This window comes from Chryseolinea lacunae (genome assembly GCF_016735595.1).
GTDB lineage: Bacteria > Bacteroidota > Bacteroidia > Cytophagales > Cyclobacteriaceae > Chryseolinea > Chryseolinea lacunae.
Genome location: NZ_JAERRB010000009.1, coordinates 252,476 through 273,439 on the forward strand (window position 1 = coordinate 252,476; position 20,964 = coordinate 273,439).

The 20,964-nt window shown below is 47.5% G+C and carries 21 protein-coding genes; 15 read left to right on the forward strand and 6 right to left on the reverse strand.

Translation table 11 applies throughout. From position 1 onward, the window contains the following. Positions 1 to 95: 95 nt before the first annotated feature. Entirely contained in the window at positions 96 to 311 is a 216-nt protein-coding gene (locus JI741_RS33100; protein ID WP_369411846.1) for a M43 family zinc metalloprotease, read from the reverse strand. A gap of 372 nt (positions 312 to 683) precedes the next feature. Between JI741_RS33100 and JI741_RS23115 the strand changes: the two genes are divergently transcribed. Continuing rightward, the gene (locus JI741_RS23115; RefSeq protein ID WP_202013788.1) at positions 684 to 1,091 is read left to right on the forward strand and encodes a VOC family protein; all 408 of its coding nucleotides are present in this window, start codon (positions 684 to 686) and stop codon (positions 1,089 to 1,091) included. A 15-nt stretch (positions 1,092 to 1,106) separates the two neighbouring features. Further along, on the forward strand, positions 1,107 to 2,030 hold the full coding sequence (locus JI741_RS23120) for a helix-turn-helix domain-containing protein (RefSeq protein ID WP_202013789.1): 924 nt from the start codon (positions 1,107 to 1,109) through the stop codon (positions 2,028 to 2,030). 49 nt (positions 2,031 to 2,079) lie between these two features. Here the strand turns inward: JI741_RS23120 and JI741_RS33105 are convergent, their stop codons facing one another. From JI741_RS33105 to JI741_RS23135, 3 genes are all read right to left on the reverse strand, one after another. Beyond that, positions 2,080 to 2,235, reverse strand: coding sequence for an NADPH-dependent FMN reductase (locus JI741_RS33105; RefSeq protein ID WP_369411844.1), 156 nt, complete (start codon positions 2,233 to 2,235; stop codon positions 2,080 to 2,082). A 365-nt stretch (positions 2,236 to 2,600) separates the two neighbouring features. Next, on the reverse strand, positions 2,601 to 2,963 hold the full coding sequence (locus JI741_RS23130) for a hypothetical protein (RefSeq protein ID WP_202013791.1): 363 nt from the start codon (positions 2,961 to 2,963) through the stop codon (positions 2,601 to 2,603). A 71-nt stretch (positions 2,964 to 3,034) separates the two neighbouring features. Beyond that, positions 3,035 to 3,565: a hypothetical protein gene (locus JI741_RS23135; protein WP_202013792.1), complete on the reverse strand. Its 531-nt coding sequence runs from the start codon at positions 3,563 to 3,565 to the stop codon at positions 3,035 to 3,037. 270 nt (positions 3,566 to 3,835) lie between these two features. Here JI741_RS23135 and JI741_RS23140 point away from each other — a divergent pair, with 270 nt between their 5' ends. From JI741_RS23140 to nhaA, 4 genes are all read left to right on the forward strand, one after another. Next, on the forward strand, positions 3,836 to 4,471 hold the full coding sequence (locus tag JI741_RS23140) for a peroxiredoxin-like family protein (RefSeq protein WP_202013793.1): 636 nt from the start codon (positions 3,836 to 3,838) through the stop codon (positions 4,469 to 4,471). A 42-nt stretch (positions 4,472 to 4,513) separates the two neighbouring features. Further along, positions 4,514 to 4,993, forward strand: coding sequence for a YHS domain-containing (seleno)protein (locus tag JI741_RS23145; protein ID WP_236676237.1), 480 nt, complete (start codon positions 4,514 to 4,516; stop codon positions 4,991 to 4,993). A 174-nt stretch (positions 4,994 to 5,167) separates the two neighbouring features. Then, positions 5,168 to 6,145, forward strand: a complete 978-nt coding sequence (locus JI741_RS23150) for an AraC family transcriptional regulator (protein ID WP_236676238.1) — start codon at positions 5,168 to 5,170, stop codon at positions 6,143 to 6,145. Positions 6,146 to 6,415: 270 nt separating this feature from the next. Further along, entirely contained in the window at positions 6,416 to 7,570 is a 1,155-nt protein-coding gene (gene nhaA, locus JI741_RS23155; protein ID WP_202013794.1) for a Na+/H+ antiporter NhaA, read from the forward strand. Between the two features lie 252 nt (positions 7,571 to 7,822). Here nhaA and JI741_RS23160 read toward each other — a convergent pair whose 3' ends face one another. Next, complete coding sequence (locus tag JI741_RS23160) at positions 7,823 to 9,580, reverse strand: chloride channel protein (protein WP_202013795.1); 1,758 nt, start codon at positions 9,578 to 9,580, stop codon at positions 7,823 to 7,825. Between the two features lie 225 nt (positions 9,581 to 9,805). On the opposite strand from JI741_RS23160, the gene JI741_RS23165 reads away from it, so the two are divergent. From JI741_RS23165 to JI741_RS23180, 4 genes are all read left to right on the forward strand, one after another. Continuing rightward, positions 9,806 to 10,933, forward strand: coding sequence for a mechanosensitive ion channel family protein (locus tag JI741_RS23165; RefSeq protein ID WP_202013796.1), 1,128 nt, complete (start codon positions 9,806 to 9,808; stop codon positions 10,931 to 10,933). Positions 10,934 to 10,949: 16 nt separating this feature from the next. After that, positions 10,950 to 11,468 (forward strand): EF-hand domain-containing protein, encoded by a 519-nt coding sequence (locus JI741_RS23170; protein WP_202013797.1) that lies wholly within the window; start codon positions 10,950 to 10,952, stop codon positions 11,466 to 11,468. Between the two features lie 127 nt (positions 11,469 to 11,595). After that, positions 11,596 to 13,113 (forward strand): sensor histidine kinase, encoded by a 1,518-nt coding sequence (locus tag JI741_RS23175; RefSeq protein WP_202013798.1) that lies wholly within the window; start codon positions 11,596 to 11,598, stop codon positions 13,111 to 13,113. Next, a complete protein-coding gene (locus JI741_RS23180) occupies positions 13,076 to 13,486 on the forward strand; it encodes a response regulator (RefSeq protein ID WP_202013799.1) in 411 nt (136 codons plus the stop codon). Before JI741_RS23175 ends, JI741_RS23180 begins: the two co-directional genes overlap by 38 nt. Before the next feature lie 9 nt (positions 13,487 to 13,495). On the opposite strand, the gene JI741_RS23185 is transcribed toward JI741_RS23180, so the two are convergent. Further along, entirely contained in the window at positions 13,496 to 15,721 is a 2,226-nt protein-coding gene (locus JI741_RS23185; RefSeq protein ID WP_202013800.1) for a bifunctional alpha,alpha-trehalose-phosphate synthase (UDP-forming)/trehalose-phosphatase, read from the reverse strand. Between the two features lie 236 nt (positions 15,722 to 15,957). Here JI741_RS23185 and JI741_RS23190 point away from each other — a divergent pair, with 236 nt between their 5' ends. The 5 genes from JI741_RS23190 to JI741_RS23210 all read left to right on the forward strand — a co-directional run bounded on the left by JI741_RS23190 (position 15,958) and on the right by JI741_RS23210 (position 20,934). Beyond that, complete coding sequence (locus JI741_RS23190; protein WP_202013801.1) at positions 15,958 to 16,641, forward strand: response regulator transcription factor; 684 nt, start codon at positions 15,958 to 15,960, stop codon at positions 16,639 to 16,641. Then, a complete protein-coding gene (locus JI741_RS23195; RefSeq protein ID WP_202013802.1) occupies positions 16,638 to 18,011 on the forward strand; it encodes a HAMP domain-containing sensor histidine kinase in 1,374 nt (457 codons plus the stop codon). Before JI741_RS23190 ends, JI741_RS23195 begins: the two co-directional genes overlap by 4 nt. A gap of 92 nt (positions 18,012 to 18,103) precedes the next feature. Further along, entirely contained in the window at positions 18,104 to 18,583 is a 480-nt protein-coding gene (locus tag JI741_RS23200) for a hypothetical protein (protein WP_202013803.1), read from the forward strand. 10 nt (positions 18,584 to 18,593) lie between these two features. Continuing rightward, the gene (locus tag JI741_RS23205; RefSeq protein ID WP_202013804.1) at positions 18,594 to 19,004 is read left to right on the forward strand and encodes a response regulator; all 411 of its coding nucleotides are present in this window, start codon (positions 18,594 to 18,596) and stop codon (positions 19,002 to 19,004) included. Between the two features lie 109 nt (positions 19,005 to 19,113). Further along, on the forward strand, positions 19,114 to 20,934 hold the full coding sequence (locus tag JI741_RS23210; RefSeq protein ID WP_202013805.1) for a glycoside hydrolase family 15 protein: 1,821 nt from the start codon (positions 19,114 to 19,116) through the stop codon (positions 20,932 to 20,934). The last annotated feature ends 30 nt before the right edge of the window (positions 20,935 to 20,964 follow it).

A 20,964-nucleotide genomic window follows, 5' to 3' on the forward strand; every position in this document is an offset into this window, starting at 1 on the left:
TTTCAACGACTTCGAGGCAAGTCACAATTCTGGAGATACAAATCTAACAGTTCACAAACAAATCGCCGCCATTTTCCCAGCTACTTGGCATATTTTCAGAGTTGAACTTTGCCTTCATTGCAGCGGTCCTGAATCGGGGTGTCCACCAGGCCGTCGTCGTCCGTACAGGCTGAACAGCACGGATTGTCAGGAAAACATCCGCCCCAAATATGCTGCAAGTCCAACCAATGTCCCACTTCATGTGTAGCCGTTCTCCCAAACGCAAACGTATCACGTTCAATTCTGCCGAATACGTCATATCTAATTACCACACCATCTCGTTCGTGGGAAATCCGTTCCCCTAATCCTGCTGGAATAGCATATCCATAGAAACCATGGATATCACAAACCCAAATATTCAAATAGTGTTCTGAATGGAGAATCCGAAGTGCTTGACCATCTTTTTCCGTTTTGCCCTGACCATCAATTTTTAGATCTCGTGACAACCCAATTCCGCGGGAAAGTTCAATTCCTCAAATAAACTTTCGGAAGCTGGTCAAGCCCCCCTCCTGAAACAAAGTGGTCGATGGGGTCGGAATTTCCACCCTTTTTTGAAATCGCATTTTGACTAAACCAAAAGTTGTTTTGGCTAAATTTATTCTGGAATTGTTGGTGACTTTTGAACCAACAAAAAATACAGAATTATGAATATTGTTTCAATTAGAATCATTACTGCTGATGTCAAAAACCTAACGACATTCTATGAGCAAATAACTGGCATATCCGCAATTCAGTACACACCTGATTTTGCCGAAGTGAAAATGCAATCGGCAACTTTGGCAATCGGGAGTACCAATACGTTACAATTTTTCGGTGGCGGTGAAGTTGCAGCATCAGCGCAAAATCGTTCTGCCATAATAGAATTCAGAGTGAAAGATGTAGATGAGGACTACCAAAGACTCGCAAAGTTTATCCAACCTTACCTTGTGCAAAAACCGACAATAATGCCTTGGGGAAATAAATCACTTTTATTTCGTGATACAGACGGAAATCTTGTCAATTTCTTTACACCTGTTACGCCTGAAGCCATCAAAAAATTTGACGGTGTTTGATTTAAATATAAAACAATGACAAACAAGCAACTGCTTCGTATAAAGTCAGTCAATGAGTTTCACCAACTAAGAGGCGTGTCAAAACCAGCGCACCCTCTAATCAGTGTGGTAAATCTTGAGGGCGTAGAAAAATTTCCAGAGAGCGTTTCCAATTTGGTGCTTGACCTTTATTCTGTTGCCATGAGGAAAACTTTTACGGGCTCATTCAAATATGGGCAGCAAGACTATGACTTTAACGAAGGCACGATGTTTTTTATGGCGCCCGGTCAGGTTTTCAGGATAGAACATAATTCGAATGAAACAGCAAAGCAATCAGGTTGGCAATGGGTTCTGCTTATTCACCCGGATTTTTTATGGAACACTGCACTTGCCAAGCATATAAAGCAATACGAATTCTTTGATTATTCAGTGAATGAAGCATTGTTTCTTTCCGATAAAGAAGAAATGATCATCAATGGTATTCTTCAAAACATTCAACAGGAATATCATTCCAACATTGATAAATTCAGCAAGCAAATTATTATTTCTCACATTGAAGCATTACTTAATTATTCGGACAGGTTTTACAACCGTCAATTCATCACAAGAGAAAAATCCAGCCATCAAATAATAGAACGTTTAGAAGAACTATTGACTGAGCATTTCAATAGGGACAATTCAGCAACAAAAGGATTACCAACGGTTCAATACATTGCCCAGGCATTAAACATATCACCAAGTTATTTAAGTAGTTTACTTAAAGCGCTTACCGGACAAAATACGCAACAGCATATTCACAACAAGCTAATAGAAAAAGCAAAAGAAAAGTTATCTACAACAGATATGTCTATCAGTGAAATTGCTTATCAATTGGGTTTTGAACATTTACAATCATTTAGCAAACTATTTAAGGCAAAAACAAATCTTTCACCTTTAGAATTTAGGCAGTCGTTTGACTGACAAGGCGAAAATCCGGCACCCAAAATTGGGTTAATAGGAAAAGGTTCATTCAGTAAAGGCAATTATGATCGGCAATGTCTACCAACTCAAAAGTAGCATCTGCTCTGTTTTGGACTTGAGACAGCACCCAATCCGTTACTTGTTTGTTTACTCTGGAAGGACGTGTACTTCCGGTTATAATTGCAATTTTTAGCATAGTAGTCATTTAGAGTTTAATTGTTTAAAGAGTTAAGACTGGTTAACCCGTGGCTCAAGTTGTTTTTCAATCCGGAATGATGTTGAAGTTCGTCGGTGAAGAATACGAAGTGCTTGACCATCTTTTTCCGTTTTGTCTGACCATCAATTTTCAGATCACGTGACCGCCAATTCCGCCACCATTTGACCAGAAACGAGTCTAGCAATCAAGGGGTTCGAAACTTAGGTCCAAGTCCCCAGGTAACTTTAGCTGGTCACGCCCCCCTGAAACAAAGTGATCGATGGGGTCGGAATCTCCAGCCAGCCGATGATTTTCGATAGCATCGATATGTCACGGATAAAGTCATTCACGACGGGTAACGTATGGGGTTCCCGTTACTGGCGGTTAACTAGCTGATCAAACACAACCGTCGAGTCAATCTGCATCCAGTAAATTCTATTTTCAAGCGGCCCGTTCATAAATTTCATAAAACGGATATTGGCTCGCCGCGATTGAAGCGTGTCCATCGCCGTATTATCAAAAGAGGTGTAAGATTTCAGCCAGAAGTACCGATGGGAAGCTTTGTCATATATTCCGACGGTTGGGCCGAACGACCAGATACTGTCTAGCGAAATATTTGCCGCCTGCAGATTCTTGCTGTCACTGTAAGGAATCGAGCGCCTGATGAAGAGGAATATCGCGGCTGCGGCAGTCACCAATAATATCCAGAAAATACGTTGCTTCGACAGTCCGCCCATATCATCCAAGTTAATCATTTCCTGTGAGATCAGTCAAACCACCCGACACCCCGACGAGTAACACGGTCATTTTATTCATTCAGGCCAATAATTTCCATCTTCAACACGCTGGTCCATTCCGCGTTCCGGCGATGTATTTCACGGATGCTATCCATCAACAGGCCTGTTTGTTCAATGACTATCCGTTTTTCACCTAGCGTATTGCTCAGCCGATTTTCAAGTTGTTTCTTTCGCGCTCTGACAAGATCCAACTGTTGAGATGCTTTTCTTGAAGCCAGGCCACGGTTGCGGCCCTCCACTTGTTTGGACAATTGATCAATTGAATGTTCTGTTTGGCTGAGGAGACGTTGTGTCTTATCTACGGCGATTTCCACCCTCAACCGTTCCGCCAGCAATGCTTCAATGCGCAAGCGCTCATGATTGCGCGCAAACTGAATCTGCGCTTTAGATCGCCAGACAGCCAAACTCCATCCGATCGCGCAGGCGACTGCTGTAGCGGTGGCCAAAGCGATTATCCGGGTCGTTTTCAGTTCATCGATCACGCTGCTATTATTCTTATGACAAGAAACAATTTTACCCGGGTTACTATAAATCGTGACCATTAAATCGAAATTAAATCGAGATTAAAACCAGGAAGTGAAGCAATTTGCCCCTAAACACTTTAATGAGATCGGATAGGTAATCGAGGGCGCGTTTTTCTAGGCACCCATATGGTTTCGAGATTTGACCGCTAGCAACCTGCACCAGGTGGCATTGCTTGCCGAGCCTGCGGCAGGTTGCGGGAAAAATGATCAACAGTTCGGGAATATTCGCTAATCGACGTGAGTGGCATTCACGCCATCTTTGCCCCTACTTAACATCCTTATCCACCCATGAATAAACCAACATTTCTCCTCGGTAGAAAAAGCAGTGTTACCCTTGCTTTCTTCATCTGCCTCTTGTTTGCCTTCACATCCATGGCCCAGGTCCTTCCTGCGCTTCCAACCGACATCTCCCCCTTGCTGGTTGGTGAGAGAATTCCGGCAGTCACATTGCACGATACGAATTCCCGGGAAGTCGTGCTCACGGATTTGATTACCGAAAAGCAAACGGTATTGATCTTCTACCGGGGTGGCTGGTGCCCGTACTGCAACCTGCATTTGAAGGACTTGCAATCCATCGAAAGTGAAGTCATTAAAGCAGGCTATCAAATTATTGCCATAAGCCCCGATACCCCAAAAAAATTAAAAGAGTCGATGGACAAATCCGGTCTTACCTACAAGCTGGTAAGTGATAGTCAGGCGGAAGCCATACGCCAGTTTGGCATCGCCTACAAGGCACCCGAACAATACGGTAAGGTACTCAGTGATGCCTCCGCCAATCAAAATCCAGACATGCTACCAGTCCCTTCGGTGTTTGTAGTAAACCGCCAGGGCGAGATCATCTTTGAATACATCAATCCGGATTTCAAAAAACGCGTACCGGGAGATTTGCTGTTGAGTGCGCTAAAAGCATTAAAAGAAAAATAATCATGAAATGAAAACCCTTATATTGAACTGAATCTCAAGGTCATGAAAACAAGTCACATCTTTTGGATCGTCGTGCTTCTATGCACAAAAGCATCAGCTCAGGTAGACCCCATCGACAAAAATAATCTCGCCATCGGCGGTTACGATCTTGTTGCCTATTTCAACGGCGGCAAGGCCATTAGGGGCCTCCCCGCCAATGCATCGGTCTACCAGGGCGTTACCTATCAGTTTATAAATGAAGAAAATCAAAAACTCTTTGAAGGGGACCCCGCGCACTATCTACCACAATACGATGGTTACTGTGCATTGGCGGTCAGCTACGGAAAAAAAGTATCCATCAATCCAGAGGCGTTTAAAATAACAAATGGCAAGCTTTACCTTTTCTTCTACGGAAAATCCGGGACGAAAACGGTCAACTCGCTCGATACCTGGATCAAGAGCGAGCCACGCCTCCTCAAAAAGGCGGACGAACTTTGGCCAAAGGTCACGGCGCTGAAGTACAAAACCGGTGAGGGGCTTTAAATCGCACAACCACGCCGCGAGACTTCTCGCCAATGCGGACAACTCCGGGGCTAAGATCACAGGTGAGCTTATTAGTCACATTGTCACCCAGCCGACATGGATGCTATCCGATCCTGCCGTCTATTTCCATTAAATTTCCGACCCCTTTTCGCCAACAGGTGGAAAGCTTTGGAAATGAAACTGAAAATGGAACGACCCGGTGCTTTGGAAAATATGAAATTGACTTTTTCTGACAGGGAAAAAAATGCGGAATTTCACCTGCTCATCGGCGAAACTGGTTTCGAGAAATCCTCTTATAGAGCCCACCGGAAAAACGACCTTCTCACCATTGCCTGGAACACGGGCCAATCACAACGGGTTGGGGTAGATGAGCAGGAATATGTGTTTCCATCCAACACGATGCTTCCCCTGATGGCAAATCAATCCTTCCACTTCTCATGCCCAGAGGATGTTATTGCATGGCAGTTTAATCGGGATTTTTATTGCATCATCACCCATGACCAGGAAGTGAGCTGCGTCGGTTTCTTATTTTACGGTTCGTCGCAGACTATGTTCATAGATCTGGATCAAGCCCATCAGCGCAAGATCCAAATCCTATTTGAAGTCTTCAAAGACGAATTTCAACAAGCCGACCAAGTGCAGGGTGAGATGCTCCGCATGTTGCTAGTTCGACTCATTATCACATTGACCCGGCTGGGCAAACAGCAATACGCAGGCGGCGAGCCCGACACGGACGACCATAAATTCCAGCTCTTCCGCCAATTCAACTTACTGGTCGAACTTAACTATCGAAATCAGCACGACGTACAATTTTACGCCGAAGCTCTTCATCGATCATCAAAGACGGTGGCCAACGTTTTTGCCTTGTATGGCAAGAAGTCCCCCTCCCAGATCATCCATGAACGAATTGCTCTGGAGGCTCGCCGCTTGTTCTATTATACCGACAAATCGGCCAAAGAGGTCTATACAGAACTAGGATTTGAAGACGCAGCACATTTCAGCCGGTTTTTTAAGAAGCATACTAACCTAAGCCCATCGGAGTTTAAAAAATCGATCCTATTAAAAAGGCAAAAGGGAGGAACTGGTCATTCTGCCAAACCCGGTATCCCCCTTATCCTGTCGATTCAATCAAAGCCCGGCTTCATCGAATAAAGCGCCTTACAAAAACACGAATTCCGAGCGGTGATGAAGCAAGGTGATACTCCGAATCGATGTTTACGCAATCGAATACAATCCGCACTTTCGCGGCCCTGTATGTGATAGCGCACTTGGCAATTTTCATACATATTCAAGCTGACCAATAAAATCACTTAACTTTGCCGAAAAGCAAAACACAATTAATAATACCATAAGTAGTTTACAGGCTACGGTGCCCGGTATTACGCGAGTATATCCGGGCCTTTTTATTTAAAGCGCGCGTCCATGAAAATGACTCACTTATTCGAAGATTTCTTCCACAGCGAAAAGGCAGCGGGCCTGGTGTTGATGGCATGCACAGTCATCTCGTTGGTTTTGGCCAACAGCGGCGCATCCGATAGCTATTTGCATTTCTGGCACCTCGAATTTTCAGGTCATAGCCTTTCCCACTGGATCAATGATGGCCTGATGGCTATATTCTTCCTGCTGGTTGGCCTTGAACTGGAGCGCGAAGTATATATCGGCGAATTGTCAAGTCTCAAGAATGCATTGCTTCCCGTGGTGGCTGCGTTGGGTGGTATGCTTGTACCTGCCGGGCTTCATTTCCTCTTTAACCGGGGCACAGAAACGCAAGCCGGCGCAGGTATCCCCATGGCGACCGATATCGCCTTTGCCTTAGCGGTGCTTTCACTGTTGGGCAAACGTGTCCCAAATTCGTTAAAAATATTCCTAACGGCTCTTGCCGTCATTGATGACCTGGGAGCCATTTTGATCATAGCCGTTTTCTATACCGGTTCCGTTGTGTGGGTCAACCTTATGGCCGCGATTTCGGTATTTGGTGTACTCCTGGTTATGAACCGACTTAAAGTTCGAAACCTGATCCCCTACCTCCTTGGCGGGGTGGCCATGTGGTACTTCATGCTCCATTCGGGGATTCACGCCACAATAGCAGGCGTTCTGACGGCTTTTGCCATCCCTTTTGGAAACGGCGATCAGAAATCAACCTCCTTTATCTTGCAGCGTTTTTTACATCGTCCTGTTGCCTTTGGGATTCTGCCCTTGTTTGCACTTGCCAACACCGCGGTGGCGCTCCCCGCCGATTGGGTTCATTCCCTGGTGGAGGCAAACAGCCTCGGAATTTTTGCAGGTCTTTTTTTAGGCAAGCCACTGGGAATTTTAACGTTCTCCTTTTGCTCTTCCCTTATCGGCATAGCCAAACTTCCGTCCGACTTGAAGTGGACACATATACTAGGGACCGGGTTCCTGGGAGGTATAGGCTTTACGATGTCAATCTTCATCACGTTGTTGGCTTTTAACAGGGATGCCGCCATTGATCAATCCAAAATCGTCATCCTTATTTCCTCTGTCTTAGCAGGAATTGTTGGTTTTGGTCTGTTAAACATGTTTCTAAAGTCAGAAAATGAAATCAGTTTGAAATAACACGATTGACCGGGAATGGAAGCATTTTCAAATCATCGATGGAGATCAGAAACCTCGCACGAGCCGGTTGCCACCTCTCATGCTTTTGAATCAAATTTCTTGACCGTGTTCATTGTGCTGGAACCTATTCATCAAAAATCGGACGATCCTTTGGATAAACCCCTCCGATGGATAGCGTGATGGTGCCAAGGTATAATCCGCCGTCAACGTCGCTGTTTATTAGTAACCGATTAGATCAACGTCACCACCTGGCTAGGATTCTATCAACTCATTCCGATAGCGGTTTAGTATCGAGGATTTGGAGAGAAAACCAAGATAGATACCATCCTCGATTACAGGAAGATTCCACTGGTGGGTGGAATCAAATTTAGCAAAGACCTCATGGAGGTTTTCATCCAGTTCTACCACCGCCTCCGGTTTGGTCATGAGCTCCCTCACATTAATGACATCATATTTGGAATTATCAAACATAATCCCTCGCACCCTGTCCATGTGAATCAGGCCGATGAGTTTCTGCCCCTTGTCCACCACGGGAAACAGATTTCGATTGGAAGAGGCGATGATCTTGACAAGGTCAGAGAGTCTGGCCTCCTCGGGCACCACTGAAAAGTTTCGTTCAATGAGTTCGGAAAGGTCAAGTCGACTCAGCAAAAGCTTGTCGCGCGTTTCCACGGTGGAGTGCAACATTTTTGAAAGCTTTTTTGCCTCCATCGACAAGGGCTCAAAAAAATGCACGACCGTGAGACTCAGCGAGGAAACTAGCATCAACGGAATAATCAAGTGATATCCTCCGGTAATTTCAGCGATCAAAAATATAGCTGTTAACGGTGCATAGAACACGCCACTCAAAATACCGGCCATGGCCACCAGCGTAAAATTACTCACGGGTAGCTGTGTGAGTCCAGACAGGTTCATCAGACGGGAGAATAAAAATCCCAGATACGACCCGACCACCAGGGAAGGCGCAAAGCTCCCACCATTTCCGCCGCTTCCAATGGTGAGGGCTGCCGCAATCATTTTGAAAATAATCAACGCGCCGATAAAGACCAGCAGCATCCCTTCTGAGTCAATGAGACCGCCCAGAAAACTTCCTTCCGTCAGCATTAGCGCGTTCTTGCTTTCCAATGCGCGAACGCTGTCATACCCCTCTCCAAACAGGGGCGGAAAAACCGAGATGATGCCAAAGAGCAAAAGTCCCCCGATAATGGCACGAACCCACTGATTGCTTACTTTTCCAATTCGCGATTCGATGCCATGAAAAACTTTCGCGTAACAGAGCGATATCAGCCCACACAAGATGCCAAGAACAACATAGTAGGGAACGTTCTTATAGTCGAAGGGCTGCTTCAGAGAGAAGGCCAGTGTCACGCCCTCGGCCAAAACGATTTTGGAAAGCAGTGCGCCGCAGGCGGCAGAAATTATCAATGGAATGAAAGCTGATGCCGTCACTTCCGTCAGCAATACTTCCACGGCGAACAGCACCCCGGCGATGGGTGAATTAAAGGCTGCAGCAATACCTGCAGATGCGCCGCAGCCCAGAAGAACGGTTCGCTCACGGTAGGTAAGCCGATTTGCATGACCATAGTTGGACCCAATGGCCGAGCCGGTGGAGACCATGGGAGACTCCAGCCCCAGTGACCCTCCAAAACCAACGGTAAAAGCGCTGGTGATCAAATGGCCGAACATATCCCGCGCCGGGAGAATACTTGACTTTTTAACAATGCTATATACAATCTCGGCGCTTCCTTTTTTGAGGGTATTATTGAGGAAGAAGCGGATAAAAAATACGGTGAGCAAAATCCCCAGCAACGGGAAAATGGCAAACACAAAAAAATCTTCGGTCCTGCGCGAATCGGCCACGACTTGCTCGATATGATGGACCATGTACTTGAGCAAAATAGCGGCACCCCCTGAAGTGAGGCCCACCAGGATGCTAGACAGGATAATGAAATGACGTTCCGAAAGTTTGTTCCGTAGATAAAAGATCGGACGGCTCATAAAACTGATCATAGGGTGATAGGTTTTTCTAGGCGGTTGCGAGACCCCCCACTGCTTAGCGTGATTCTACAGGCGCTCCCGGCATCCTTTTCGGGATACAGACCTTAAAAGTAGCGAATATGCCCCCACCACGCACCTCTTAATGGCGATTTACAGTCGATTTAATGCCGAATTAATTTCACTTTAAACCGCTCCGCGTTAAACCTTGAAAGAAGTTATAATCTACCATCATTGCGCATGAACGACACACTCACCTACCAGCAAATCCCGGGACAAACCCTTTTGGACAAAATTCTCTATTTGAACAGTATCCAGGACTACCTGGTCGGGGCGCTGCTGCTGGCCGTTGGAATTGTTGCCATCAAAATCGTGCGCGGTGTCGTTCACAAACAGTTGACGCGCGCGCAGTCTCCGTTTCTCGACTATTTTCGGCAGATTGAAAAATACGTATATCCATTGGTCTATGTGGCGCTGTTCATGACGGTTTTCCAATGGTTCACGGCCACCGTCAGCGTGGCCAAGTTCGCGGCGTACGCATTTAAGATCGTGCTTGTCTTCCTGGCCATTCGACTGCTGGCCGCCGCGGTGCGAACGGCGATCTACTCTTACCTTTCCCGGCAGGATCAAAGCGGCGACAAAGCCAAACAGGTCCGTGGCATAGTCATCATCCTCAACGGGGTATTGTGGGTGATGGGAACCATCTTCCTTTTCGACAATTTGGGTTTTAATGTCACCGCCGTGCTGACCGGACTGGGCGTTGGAGGCATTGCCATTGCCCTGGCGGCACAAACCATTCTTGGCGATATCTTCAACTATTTTGTGATATTTTTTGACCGGCCATTCGAGGTGGGTGATTTCATTATCGTAGATGACAAAATGGGTACGGTGGAATATATCGGATTGAAAACAACGCGAATCAAAAGCCTTTCTGGCGAGCAAATCATCATCTCCAATAGCAATCTCACGAATTCACGCCTGCACAACTATAAGCGGATGCAAGAGCGTCGAATTCTGTTTCGTTTCGGCATTGTCTACGAGACGGACATCGAAAAAGTAGAACGCATTCCTGCGCTGGTGCGCGGCATAATCGAAAGGCAGCAGCAGACCCGCTTTGATCGAACGCATTTTGTGAAGTTTGGCGACTACAGTCTTGATTTCGAAGTGGTTTTTTATGTGCTCAGTGCCGACTATAATCGTTACATGGATATTCAACAGACCATCAATCTTGAGCTGTTTCAGACACTTGCCAAAGAAGGTGTTGAATTTGCGTATCCAACCTATTCGCTGAAACTGCCAAAGGGCCAGAAGGCGTTGCTGGAGGCATCGCCGTTTGACGTATCGCATAAGGGCATGAACAATAATTAAAAACAACGTCACTGGCATGAGGCTATTTCTTCCCGTATCGATCGGCCTGCTCACAGCGGCTTGTAGCGTCACCTCTCCACCTTGGGGTTACCAGGATTGGGACAGCGACAAAAGCGCCGGCATTGATCAGGGCGAATTTGTGACGGCCTATCTGCAGACCCACGCTTTTGCGAAGTGGTCTTCAAACCGGACGGTTACACTACTCAACTTTTACGACGGTGTATACACAACCGTTGACAAAGACGGAAATAATTCCATCAGCCGCTATGAGTTCGACACGCAGGTCAAGAAATTCTACTACGATCAATTCCGGGAACAATTCAAGGATTGGGATGCCGATGCCAACGACGCGTTATCTCGCCAAGAGTTCATGCGCGCCATTGAAAAGTCCTCGCTAGCCGCCGTGTGGGACACCTCCTGCGATGGGTCGATCAGTGAACTGGAGATGGCCAGGGGAATATTTTACTATGCTGACCAGAACAGCGATCAACGTGTCGACGATCTGGAGTTCAACATTTGGAAAGTGAATCGCTAGGGTATGGGCCGGATTAAAAAGATATTAAATCGACATTAAACTCACGATTCGGGAGTCTGCACTGTTCAAATTGGACTTAATTTTATCAAGATGAAGACAATTGGCATCCTCATAATATTTTTTTCCAATGAAAATCGCGCACATTATCCTGGTTAGCTTTTTCAGTATACTAATTCTTTTTTCGATCACCACCTTTATAAACTACCAGCAATACGGGTTAGTCAACGAGAATGCAGAGCGCCTTGAGCGCTCCACCCTGATTGTACGAAATAGCAACCGGTTTCAACGAAATTTTCTAAACATGGTCAGCGGCTTGCGGGGTTATCTACTGACCAATGAAACGTCATTCCTGCAGACTTACGATTCTGCCGTTGTGGAGAACAAACACATCCTAAGCGAACTTACCACCCTGGTACCAGAGGGGTCCGATCAAAAAATCATTTTAGACGACATTCGGGAGCTTCAGAAATATTGGGTCAGTGAATTTGCAACGCCCTTGCTGGAGGCAAAAAGAAATGCGGACATTTCTGAAAAGGAAAATCAGGCATTTCACAAACTCTATCGGGAGAAACTCTTGAACAAATTAGAAAAAGATGTTCAGGCGAGCCTTCAGCGGAAGTTCTCTGATTTCACGAACTACGAATATGGCCATCGGATCAGCGACCGCGAGAACCTGGCGCACACGGTACAAAACACAAAAAGCATTTCGTTTTATCTGACCACCATCTCCGTCATTCTGGGCACAGGCATTGCTATCTTTATTGCGCATTATATTTCCACCCGCATTGTGCGCATGGTTAAAATGGCGAACGAAATTGCCGGTGGCAACTATGCGGTCTATATGCAGGAAAAAGGGAACAGCGAACTTAGCCAGCTTACGCGCGCCCTCAACAACATGGCCAGCATCCTGGGTTCTCACATCGCGGTCTTGAAACGCCAGAAGGACGAGGTAGATCAATTCGCCCACATTGTTTCGCACGATCTGAAAGCACCTTTGCGCGGGATCGACAACGTGGTGACCTGGATCGAAGAAGACCATAGTTTCGATCTGCCACCGAAAGTGAACGAGTACCTGAAAGTTATTAAGGGTCGCATCGTCCGCGCCGAAAATTTGCTCAAGGGTATTCTCATGTATGCCCGCGCGGGACGGGAAGCTCCCGACCGCGAAGTGGTAGACGTAAACGAAGTGTTAGCCGAGATTCGTGGCGACCTGGGCACCTACACTGGCATTGCCCTGGAGATCCAAAAGCCAATGCCGACCCTCTTTACACAACGTGTACCCCTTGTCCAAGTCTTCAGCAACCTGATTGTGAATGCATTTAAATACCATGACAAAAAAAATGGCGCTGTCACCATATCCTGGCGGGAAGAGGGCGAATACTACCATTTTTTTGTATCCGATAATGGACCGGGCATCCCCGAATTATATCACCAGAAAATATTTGCCATTTTCCAGACCCTCCAGGAGCGGGATACACTAGAGAGTGTAGGCGTCGGACTGGCTATTGTTAAAAAAATACTGGACGACAGACAGCTTTTTGTCAGCGTAACCTCCGAGCCGGGCAAAGGCGCTACGTTTTCTTTCACCTGGCCTAAACATGAAGAACATGAAACGAGTAATCCACATCCTGCTTATCGAAGATGACACCCTTGATCAGATGGAAGTAAAACGCACATTGGAGAGACGAAATATCCTGCATCGCCTCACTATTTTGACCAATGGCGAAGAGGCTATTCAAATGATTGAGAATACAGATGAAGACATTGAAAAACCGGACATCATCTTACTAGACCTTAACATGCCAAAGCGTAACGGGTTCGAGGTCCTGGCTTCCCTTAGGGCAAACGATAGGTGGAAGGACGTGAAGGTGTTCGTTCTGACTACTTCCGATGAGGTGTCGGATAAACACGCTGCGCAACTCCATGGTATCTCCGGATTCATTACCAAGCCCTTGAAACTGGAAAGTCCTTCCTCTCTGGATGCCTTTAATCTCATGATCGACCTGATGAATATCTAATCCGGGGGTTTACCCCGCCACAGTTGGCAATTCTCTAAGCAGTCCCAGCACTTCTCGCTGATCGGTCAGGTAGAACTGTGCCGCAGTATGACCTGGGCCTATCTTGAGCGTAAACCCTTTGTCCGTAAGGGCACGAAACATATCCTCGTCGGTTTTATCGTCTCCGATGGCCATCACAAAGTCATAATGACCGTCATCAACCAGTTTTTTGGCGACAACCCCCTTGTCGATTCCGGACACGCGCACTTCAATGACCTTGTTTCCGTCAATAATGTGCAGATTGGCGTTGCGCACCAGGTGGTGCAGGTTATCCAGCAATTCGCGCGAGCGGATAAATCCAAGTTCCGCACCCACATTGCGATAGTGCCACACCAGGGTATGTAGTTTATCTTCTATGAAAGACCCAGGACTCCGCTGAACGAATACCTCCAGCATGGGCCTGATAAAACTCTTCCAGGACTGATCAATATCCGGGTCGTGCTGCCAGGACTTGTTTTTGAGTCGCAGCCCCGCGCCGTGCTCTGAAACCAAATTCACCGGCAATTCACCAAACCATTGTTGCAGCGAGTGGCTATCGCGTCCGCTGATGATGGTGAGATCGGTGCGTTTGTCCGCGGCCAGTTGAGTAAGCAAGTGCATCAGTTCTTTATCGGGCCGGGCCGACAGAGGATGTTTGGAAAATGGAACCAGCGTTCCATCATAGTCCAACAGAAGCAATCGATTTTCGGCTGTCTTAAATTTTTCCACGATGTCGCGCGTCGTACGCGCGGAAAGATGTCGCGTGCGTTGGGTATGCTGCAGGAGTTTGGTGTCCTCCAACTGCCGCAAAAAATCAGCAAGCCAATGGTTGACGGTATATTCCTTCAATCGCTTCTGTAGTAATTCAATTTTCTGCAGTTGCAACTCTTCCGGCATGCGTAGCGCCTGGAGGATGGTATTTGCTACTTCATCGCGATCCATGGGATTGACTAGCAATGCCTCACTCAATTCATTTGCTGCGCCCGCCAGTTCACTTAGAATCAACACGCCACGATCGATGCGACTGGCCAGGTACTCTTTGGCCACCAGGTTCATTCCATCGCGCAGCGGTGTAATCAGCCCCACGTCGGCGCTCAGGTACATGGCTACCAGTTCATGAAAGCTCAGGGAGTTGTAGCGGTAAATGATCGGCTGCCACCCGAGGGTTGAATACTTTCCATTGATGCGGCCGATCTCCTCTTCGATGAGCTTCTTCCGCTCGTTGTATTTGGAGATAATTTGGCGGGAAGGAACAACCACCAAAATAAAGATCACTTTCTCCCGCCACTCCGGGTGCAATTCCAGGAAGCGTTCAAATCCCAGGAGACGGTGTGTAACACCCTTGGTGTAGTCCAGGCGATCGACGGAAAAAATAATTTTTTTATCAGGAAAGCTATTCTCAATGATCCGCTGCTGTTCGACAACCTCGGGGAGGTGGGCGCCGGCGTGAAATTTTTCAAAATCAATTCCCAATGGAAACATCTCAGCCTTTAGCAGGCGGTCCGGCAACATGATGGAGCGAAACTGATGATCATATCCTTTCACCATTTGAACTGTCGTCAAAAAGTGCTGTACATATTCATGGGTGTGAAACCCGATCAGGTCGGCACCGAGCAGTCCCTGTACAATCTTTTCTTTCCACGGACGATGAAGAAGCCGAAAAACCTCAAAGGAGGGAAATGGGATATGGAGAAAAAATCCGATGGTAGCCTCTGGTCGGGATTCCCGGATCATGCCGGGCAGCAACATGAGTTGATAATCATGTATCCACAGCACATCACCCGGCATCAGCAGTGACAGGATCCGATCGGCAAACTGCCGGTTTATCTCCTCGTAGGCTTTAAATGTTTCGTTGTCGAACTCTACAAAGGAGGGAAAATAGTGGAACAAGGGCCAAAGGGTCGCATTGCAAAAGCCGTTATAATATTTATTGTATACCTTCTTGTCCACAAAAACAGGGTCAACACTATAGGCCAAATGCTCTAATCTTTGTTTGTCGAGCCTGTCCCAGTTTGCCTCGTTAAATTCTGCGGAACCAATCCAGAGGGTTGCCTCGAAGGCGGTCTTCCCCGAACTCGTATTTTGGAAGTAACTCTGTAAGGCGCTCACCAGTCCGCCGTCACTTTCCTTGATTTCCAATTGATTATTTTTTTTGATCAGTTGAAAGGGCAACCGGTTGGATACGATGATAAGCCTCTTAGAGAAATGTGCTGACATGACAATCGTAGTTAAAGCGAAAAACCCACAGCATGGCCAGTGGGTTTTTCTGATTTCAGACCTTTTAACCATATGCTGGTTAAACCTTGATATACAAAGATAACGGTTTGGCCGCGGGAGGTCGTCTTCGCGCTATTAAAAGGACATTAAAAAGACATTAAAGTGGCATTGAAACTGAGCCAGGTAAAAATCTTGGTAGCTTGTGGACCGTAAGACATCATTTAATAAATTGAGTCATGAAAGTATTGGTTATTGAAGACGAGATGCAGGTTTCTGCTTTCATAAAGCAGGGACTGGAGGAGCAATCCTTCGAGGTAGACGTGGCCTTTGACGGAAACATCGGCGAACGGCTCGCCCTGGGCCGCGACTATGACGTGGTGTTGCTCGACATTGTCATCCCCGGGATCAATGGATTTGACTTGTGTATGATCATAAAAAAAGAAAAACCGAACCTTCCGATCCTCATGCTTACCACGCTTGGCACAACAGCCGACAAGGTGACTGGCTTTGATGCAGGTGCCGACGATTACCTACTCAAGCCTTTCGAATTTGAAGAACTCACCGCCCGCCTGCGCGCCCTGGCGCGAAGGCCCACTATGACGGGTAGTACCTATTCGAACGTTCTTCGATTTGAGGACTTGAAGTTAGACCTTGAAAAAAAGGTGGCCGTCCGAGGGGAAAAAACCATCAAACTTTCCGCAAAAGAATTCACCTTGCTGGAGTTCTTTATTCGCCATCCCGGCAGAGTCATCTCGCGTGCCGAACTGGCCGAAAAAATATGGGACATTCGCTTCGACACGGGTACCAACGTGGTGGAAGTGTATATCAATATGCTACGAAACAAGATTGACCGGGATTTTTCACCAAAACTATTGCAAACCCGGATAGGGTTGGGATACGTCTTAAGCAACGAAGCATGAACATCCGCACGCGCTTAACGTTGATCTTTTTCAGCCTGGTTGTGGTGATGTTATCTGTGATTTGTATTTCCATTTATTTCTTTTCAGACAATTACCGAAAAGAGGATTTTTACCGACGTCTGAAAAACCGGGCAACCAACACAGCCCAAGTTCTCACCGAGGTGAAGGAAGTGAACGCCGACCTGCTCAAACGCATGGAGCGAAACAATCCAGCCAGCCTACCCAACCAATACATTGCTATCTACAACTACCGCAATGAGGAATTATATAGCTCTGATGGCACTCCCGTTGTCAACATAGACACCGCCCTTCTCAACCGGATTCGTCTGCAAAAGGAAATAAGTTTTAAGGAGGGAAAGGTTGAAGCGCTCGGGTTTCTGTTCGCCGACCGCTATGATCGCTTTACCGTCGTGGCAGCCGCCACCGATGTGTATGGACGGGACGCGCTGGCCAATCTACGCAACGTCTTGGTGCTGACTTTCTCCCTTAGCTTACTGCTGGTTTCTGTCCTGGGCTGGGTATATGCCGGGCGAGTGCTCAGCCCGATTTCCAAAATTGTATCCCAGGTCAGTGAAATTACTGAGGTCAATATGAACCGCAGGCTGGACGAGGGAAACCAAAAAGACGAATTGAGCAAACTATCACAGACCTTCAACAGCATGTTGGAAAGGTTGCAAGCGGCGTTCTTGTCGCAGAAAAATTTTATCGCCAATGCCTCGCACGAAATCAAGACACCCATCACCATCATGACGTCCGAGATCGATGTATCGCTTCTGCAACCACGAAACCCGGACTACTATGTAAAGGTTTTGCGATCGGTGCTTGGGGGACTGCGCGGCCTCAATGATCTCACCACGCAGTTGCTACTGCTGGCCCAAACCAGCGCCTCGGAGCCTAAGACAAACTTCACCATGTTTCGCATCGACGATGCACTTTGGGAAATGAAAGAAGAACTTCTGAAGGCCTTTCCCAAATACAAAGTTGACATCGACTTCGATTTAAAGATTGAGCCGGATTCGCTCTCGGTGTTCGGCGACGAACATTTAGTTAAAGTGGCCATCCTCAACCTGATGGACAACGGCTGTAAATATTCGGACGATAATCGAACTGTGATTCAGTTGGAGGCCGGGAGCGCCGATTTCATCACCCTACGGTTTGTCAACCTGGGTAAAGGCATTGATGCCGATGAACTCACCAAAATATTTGATCCTTTTTTTCGCGGCAAAGGCAATCTGTCCATTAAGGGTTCTGGCATTGGCCTATCCCTGGTGAAACGTATCGTTAGTCTTCACCGCGGCGCCATTACGGTCAGGTCGGTGCCGGGAGAGGTCACCGAATTCACCGTACGGTTTCCGGTTCGCACGGTCTAGCGTGTTTTAATATCGATTTAATTTCGATTTAATTATCGTTCATTTCCAACGCGGGCCAAATATCGTTTCTTGTATGAAAGGAATGGACCTCTATGGACAGTCTCAAGACGGCTAGAATTATAACGGTGGCTACAGCGATTCTTTTTGCAATTGCATTTTCCTGGCTGTGGTCGACGCAGGGTTCCAACGAAGCTATACGCCGGGAATTAGACCAGCAAAAACTTCGAAGCGAGGCATTGCTTGCTGAAAAATTATTGGGCGAAAAATCCGCTGCGGAGCTGGACCAGTTGCTCGCCATTGCAAGGGATACGGTGGCATTGCTCACCGAGCAAATTACAACGATGCGCCAGCGGCTAAGTGAGCAGACCCAAAATTATCAGGTGCTGTCGGCACGTTGCGACCTGGTCCTTCGCAATCTAGGAAAAGCAAGAACCCAGCAGAAAATCGCAGAAGCGAATTTGGCACAAGAACAAAACTTTCTTGAAAAAATCCGGGAAGAAAATATCCGGCTATTCGACAGCCTTCGGTACTACCAGAAAAAAGGAAGATGGAAAGGCTATATTTTTTTCTAAAACACTCCCTATGATCCAGATCGCAAAATCTTGTCTGCTGATAAACGATGACCCGATGGATCAAGCGATCTTCGTAGAGGCGTTGCTTGATGTGGCGCCGGAAACGCTTTTCATGTTGGCTCGAAATAGCGTGGAAGCGTTAGAAATTCTTCAGGAGGACAATCTTTCGCCGGATTGTGTTTTTGTAGAGCTGAGCGTACCGGGCATCGACGCCCTGCAATTTTTAAAGGCGATGAGAAAGACAGATTTGTTACGGGAAGTGCCCGTGATTGTCCACTCCTCGGTTCCCGCACACCACCGGGTGATTGAGCTTCAGAAAATGGGCGCCCTGGCCATCTATTTCAGGCCCTATAACTACCAGGGTGTTTGCAACGTCCTTAATCTTTACTTCAAACAGGACTATAAAAACAACCTAAACTAAACCGTTTCATGCTACAGTTGTTGCTTTAATGGAAAAAGGCCCGGATAGTGTTCTCCGGGTCTTTTTATTACCAACCCTTGCTTGCCTCATCACCCAAAACGCGCCATCCATGGAAAGCTATCAACCCATTGAAAATTACGCCGTCATCGGCGACTTGAATACTGTCGCCCTGGTGGGCTTAGATGGATCCATTGATTTTTTGTGTTTCCCGAAATTTGACTCGCCCAGCATTTTTGCTGCCTTGCTGGATAAGGACAAAGGAGGCTTCTTTAAGATCGCACCGCGCCATGACGACCTACGCCAAAAACAACTTTACCTTCCCGACACAAACGTGCTACTGACCCGCTTCCTGGCCCGGGATGGCGTGGCCGAAATCACCGACTTTATGCCGGTGGAAGAAGACTATAGTGGTAAAGAACTGGTCCGCACTGTGTCATGCGTCCGCGGCTCGCTCACCTTTTCGTTGCAATGCCGGCCGCGGTTCGACTATGCCCGCGCCGCACACCGGCTAGCCCGCCACAGCGAGCGGGACTTCAGTTTCACAAGCGAAGGCTCCAACCCCATGACGCTTCGCCTGCGATCCACCGTGCCGATGGAACATCACGGTCAGGATGTGGAAGCATCCTTCACGCTTAAAACGGGGGAAAAAGCGATCTTCATGCTCGAGTTGGTGTCAGAAGGAATGGACTCACCCGAATCCATTGAAGACTTCGCCAACGAAAGCCTCTATGACACGATCAATTACTGGAAGGACTGGATAGCCAAATCACACTACCGCGGCCGTTGGATGGAAATTGTGAACCGTTCGGCACTCGTGTTGAAATTGATGACTTCCCGCAAGAACGGCTCGGTTGTAGCAGCACCAACCTTTGGTCTGCCGGAAGAAATCGGGGGCATCCGTAACTGGGATTATCGTTACACGTGGATTCGAGACGCTTCCTTTACCATCTACGCGTTGCTGAAACTTGGCTATCGGAAAGAAGCCCGTGAATTTATGAACTGGGTTGAGCAGCAATGCCGGGATATCGGCGAGGCCGGAAACCTGAGCCTCATGTACGGGATCGATGGCCGCAAGGATCTCTTTGAAATGGAGCTCGATCATTTGAGTGGCTATAAAGAATCGCGTCCTGTGCGCATCGGCAACGGGGCCTACAAGCAGGTGCAACTGGACATTTATGGTGAACTGCTGGATGCGATTTATCTTTTTGACAAACATGCTGAGCCTATCTCCTATGATTTCTGGCAGAACATCACGCGTCAAGTGAACTGGGTAAGTAAGCACTGGCAAAGCGAGGATGAGGGCATTTGGGAAGTGCGCGGCGGTAAAAAGGAATTCCTGTACTCGCGTATGATGTGCTGGGTAGCGCTTGATCGCGGAATCAAGATCGCCGAGGCCCACTCCTACCCGACCAACCCGGTCTGGCGCGAACAACGCGACGCCATTTTCCATTCTATCCACAATGAATTTTGGAATGAGAAACTTCAAGCTTTTGTCCAATATAAAGGCGCCGAGACGGTAGATGCCGCCACCCTACTGATGCCCTTGATTCGGTTCATTGGCCCAACGGATCCGCGGTGGCTGTCGACGCTGAAATGCATCGAGGATGAACTGGTGTCTGACTCTCTTGTGTATCGTTATCGCACCGACGAACGACTCGATGGCCTTAAAGGTGGAGAGGGAACATTCTCCATGTGCACGTTCTGGTATGTAGAATGTCTTTCGAGGGCGGGCCAACTCAACAAAGCCCGTCTCTTCTTCGAAAAGATGTTAGGCTATGCCAACCACGTGGGCCTGTACGCGGAGATGCTTGGCTTTCAAGGCGAACACCTGGGAAATTTCCCCCAGGCATTTACGCACCTAGGCCTGATCACGGCTGCGTTGAGTCTGGATCACCAGTTCGCCGACCAGCGCAATAAGGAGCAGAACTAGTAACAGCCCCTCGCCATTTCTCCTTCGCCA

Excerpts from the sequence above, each read along its gene's own strand:
- JI741_RS23140 (WP_202013793.1), top strand. The coding sequence starts at position 3,836 with ATGAATAAACCAACATTTCTCCTCGGTAGAAAAAGCAGTGTTACCCTT.
- JI741_RS23120 (WP_202013789.1), top strand. The coding sequence starts at position 1,107 with ATGACAAACAAGCAACTGCTTCGTATAAAGTCAGTCAATGAGTTTCAC.
- JI741_RS23130 (WP_202013791.1), bottom strand. The coding sequence starts at position 2,963 with ATGGGCGGACTGTCGAAGCAACGTATTTTCTGGATATTATTGGTGACT.
- JI741_RS23190 (WP_202013801.1), top strand. The coding sequence starts at position 15,958 with ATGAAAGTATTGGTTATTGAAGACGAGATGCAGGTTTCTGCTTTCATA.
- JI741_RS23180 (WP_202013799.1), top strand. The coding sequence starts at position 13,076 with ATGAAACGAGTAATCCACATCCTGCTTATCGAAGATGACACCCTTGAT.
- JI741_RS23150 (WP_236676238.1), top strand. The coding sequence starts at position 5,168 with ATGAAACTGAAAATGGAACGACCCGGTGCTTTGGAAAATATGAAATTG.
- JI741_RS23115 (WP_202013788.1), top strand. The coding sequence starts at position 684 with ATGAATATTGTTTCAATTAGAATCATTACTGCTGATGTCAAAAACCTA.
- JI741_RS23135 (WP_202013792.1), bottom strand. The coding sequence starts at position 3,565 with ATGGTCACGATTTATAGTAACCCGGGTAAAATTGTTTCTTGTCATAAG.
- JI741_RS23165 (WP_202013796.1), top strand. The coding sequence starts at position 9,806 with ATGAACGACACACTCACCTACCAGCAAATCCCGGGACAAACCCTTTTG.
- JI741_RS23210 (WP_202013805.1), top strand. The coding sequence starts at position 19,114 with ATGGAAAGCTATCAACCCATTGAAAATTACGCCGTCATCGGCGACTTG.
- JI741_RS23175 (WP_202013798.1), top strand. The coding sequence starts at position 11,596 with ATGAAAATCGCGCACATTATCCTGGTTAGCTTTTTCAGTATACTAATT.
- JI741_RS23160 (WP_202013795.1), bottom strand. The coding sequence starts at position 9,580 with ATGATCAGTTTTATGAGCCGTCCGATCTTTTATCTACGGAACAAACTT.
- JI741_RS23200 (WP_202013803.1), top strand. The coding sequence starts at position 18,104 with ATGGACAGTCTCAAGACGGCTAGAATTATAACGGTGGCTACAGCGATT.
- JI741_RS23185 (WP_202013800.1), bottom strand. The coding sequence starts at position 15,721 with ATGTCAGCACATTTCTCTAAGAGGCTTATCATCGTATCCAACCGGTTG.
- nhaA (WP_202013794.1), top strand. The coding sequence starts at position 6,416 with ATGAAAATGACTCACTTATTCGAAGATTTCTTCCACAGCGAAAAGGCA.
- JI741_RS23145 (WP_236676237.1), top strand. The coding sequence starts at position 4,514 with ATGAAAACAAGTCACATCTTTTGGATCGTCGTGCTTCTATGCACAAAA.
- JI741_RS23170 (WP_202013797.1), top strand. The coding sequence starts at position 10,950 with ATGAGGCTATTTCTTCCCGTATCGATCGGCCTGCTCACAGCGGCTTGT.
- JI741_RS33105 (WP_369411844.1), bottom strand. The coding sequence starts at position 2,235 with ATGACTACTATGCTAAAAATTGCAATTATAACCGGAAGTACACGTCCT.
- JI741_RS23205 (WP_202013804.1), top strand. The coding sequence starts at position 18,594 with ATGATCCAGATCGCAAAATCTTGTCTGCTGATAAACGATGACCCGATG.
- JI741_RS23195 (WP_202013802.1), top strand. The coding sequence starts at position 16,638 with ATGAACATCCGCACGCGCTTAACGTTGATCTTTTTCAGCCTGGTTGTG.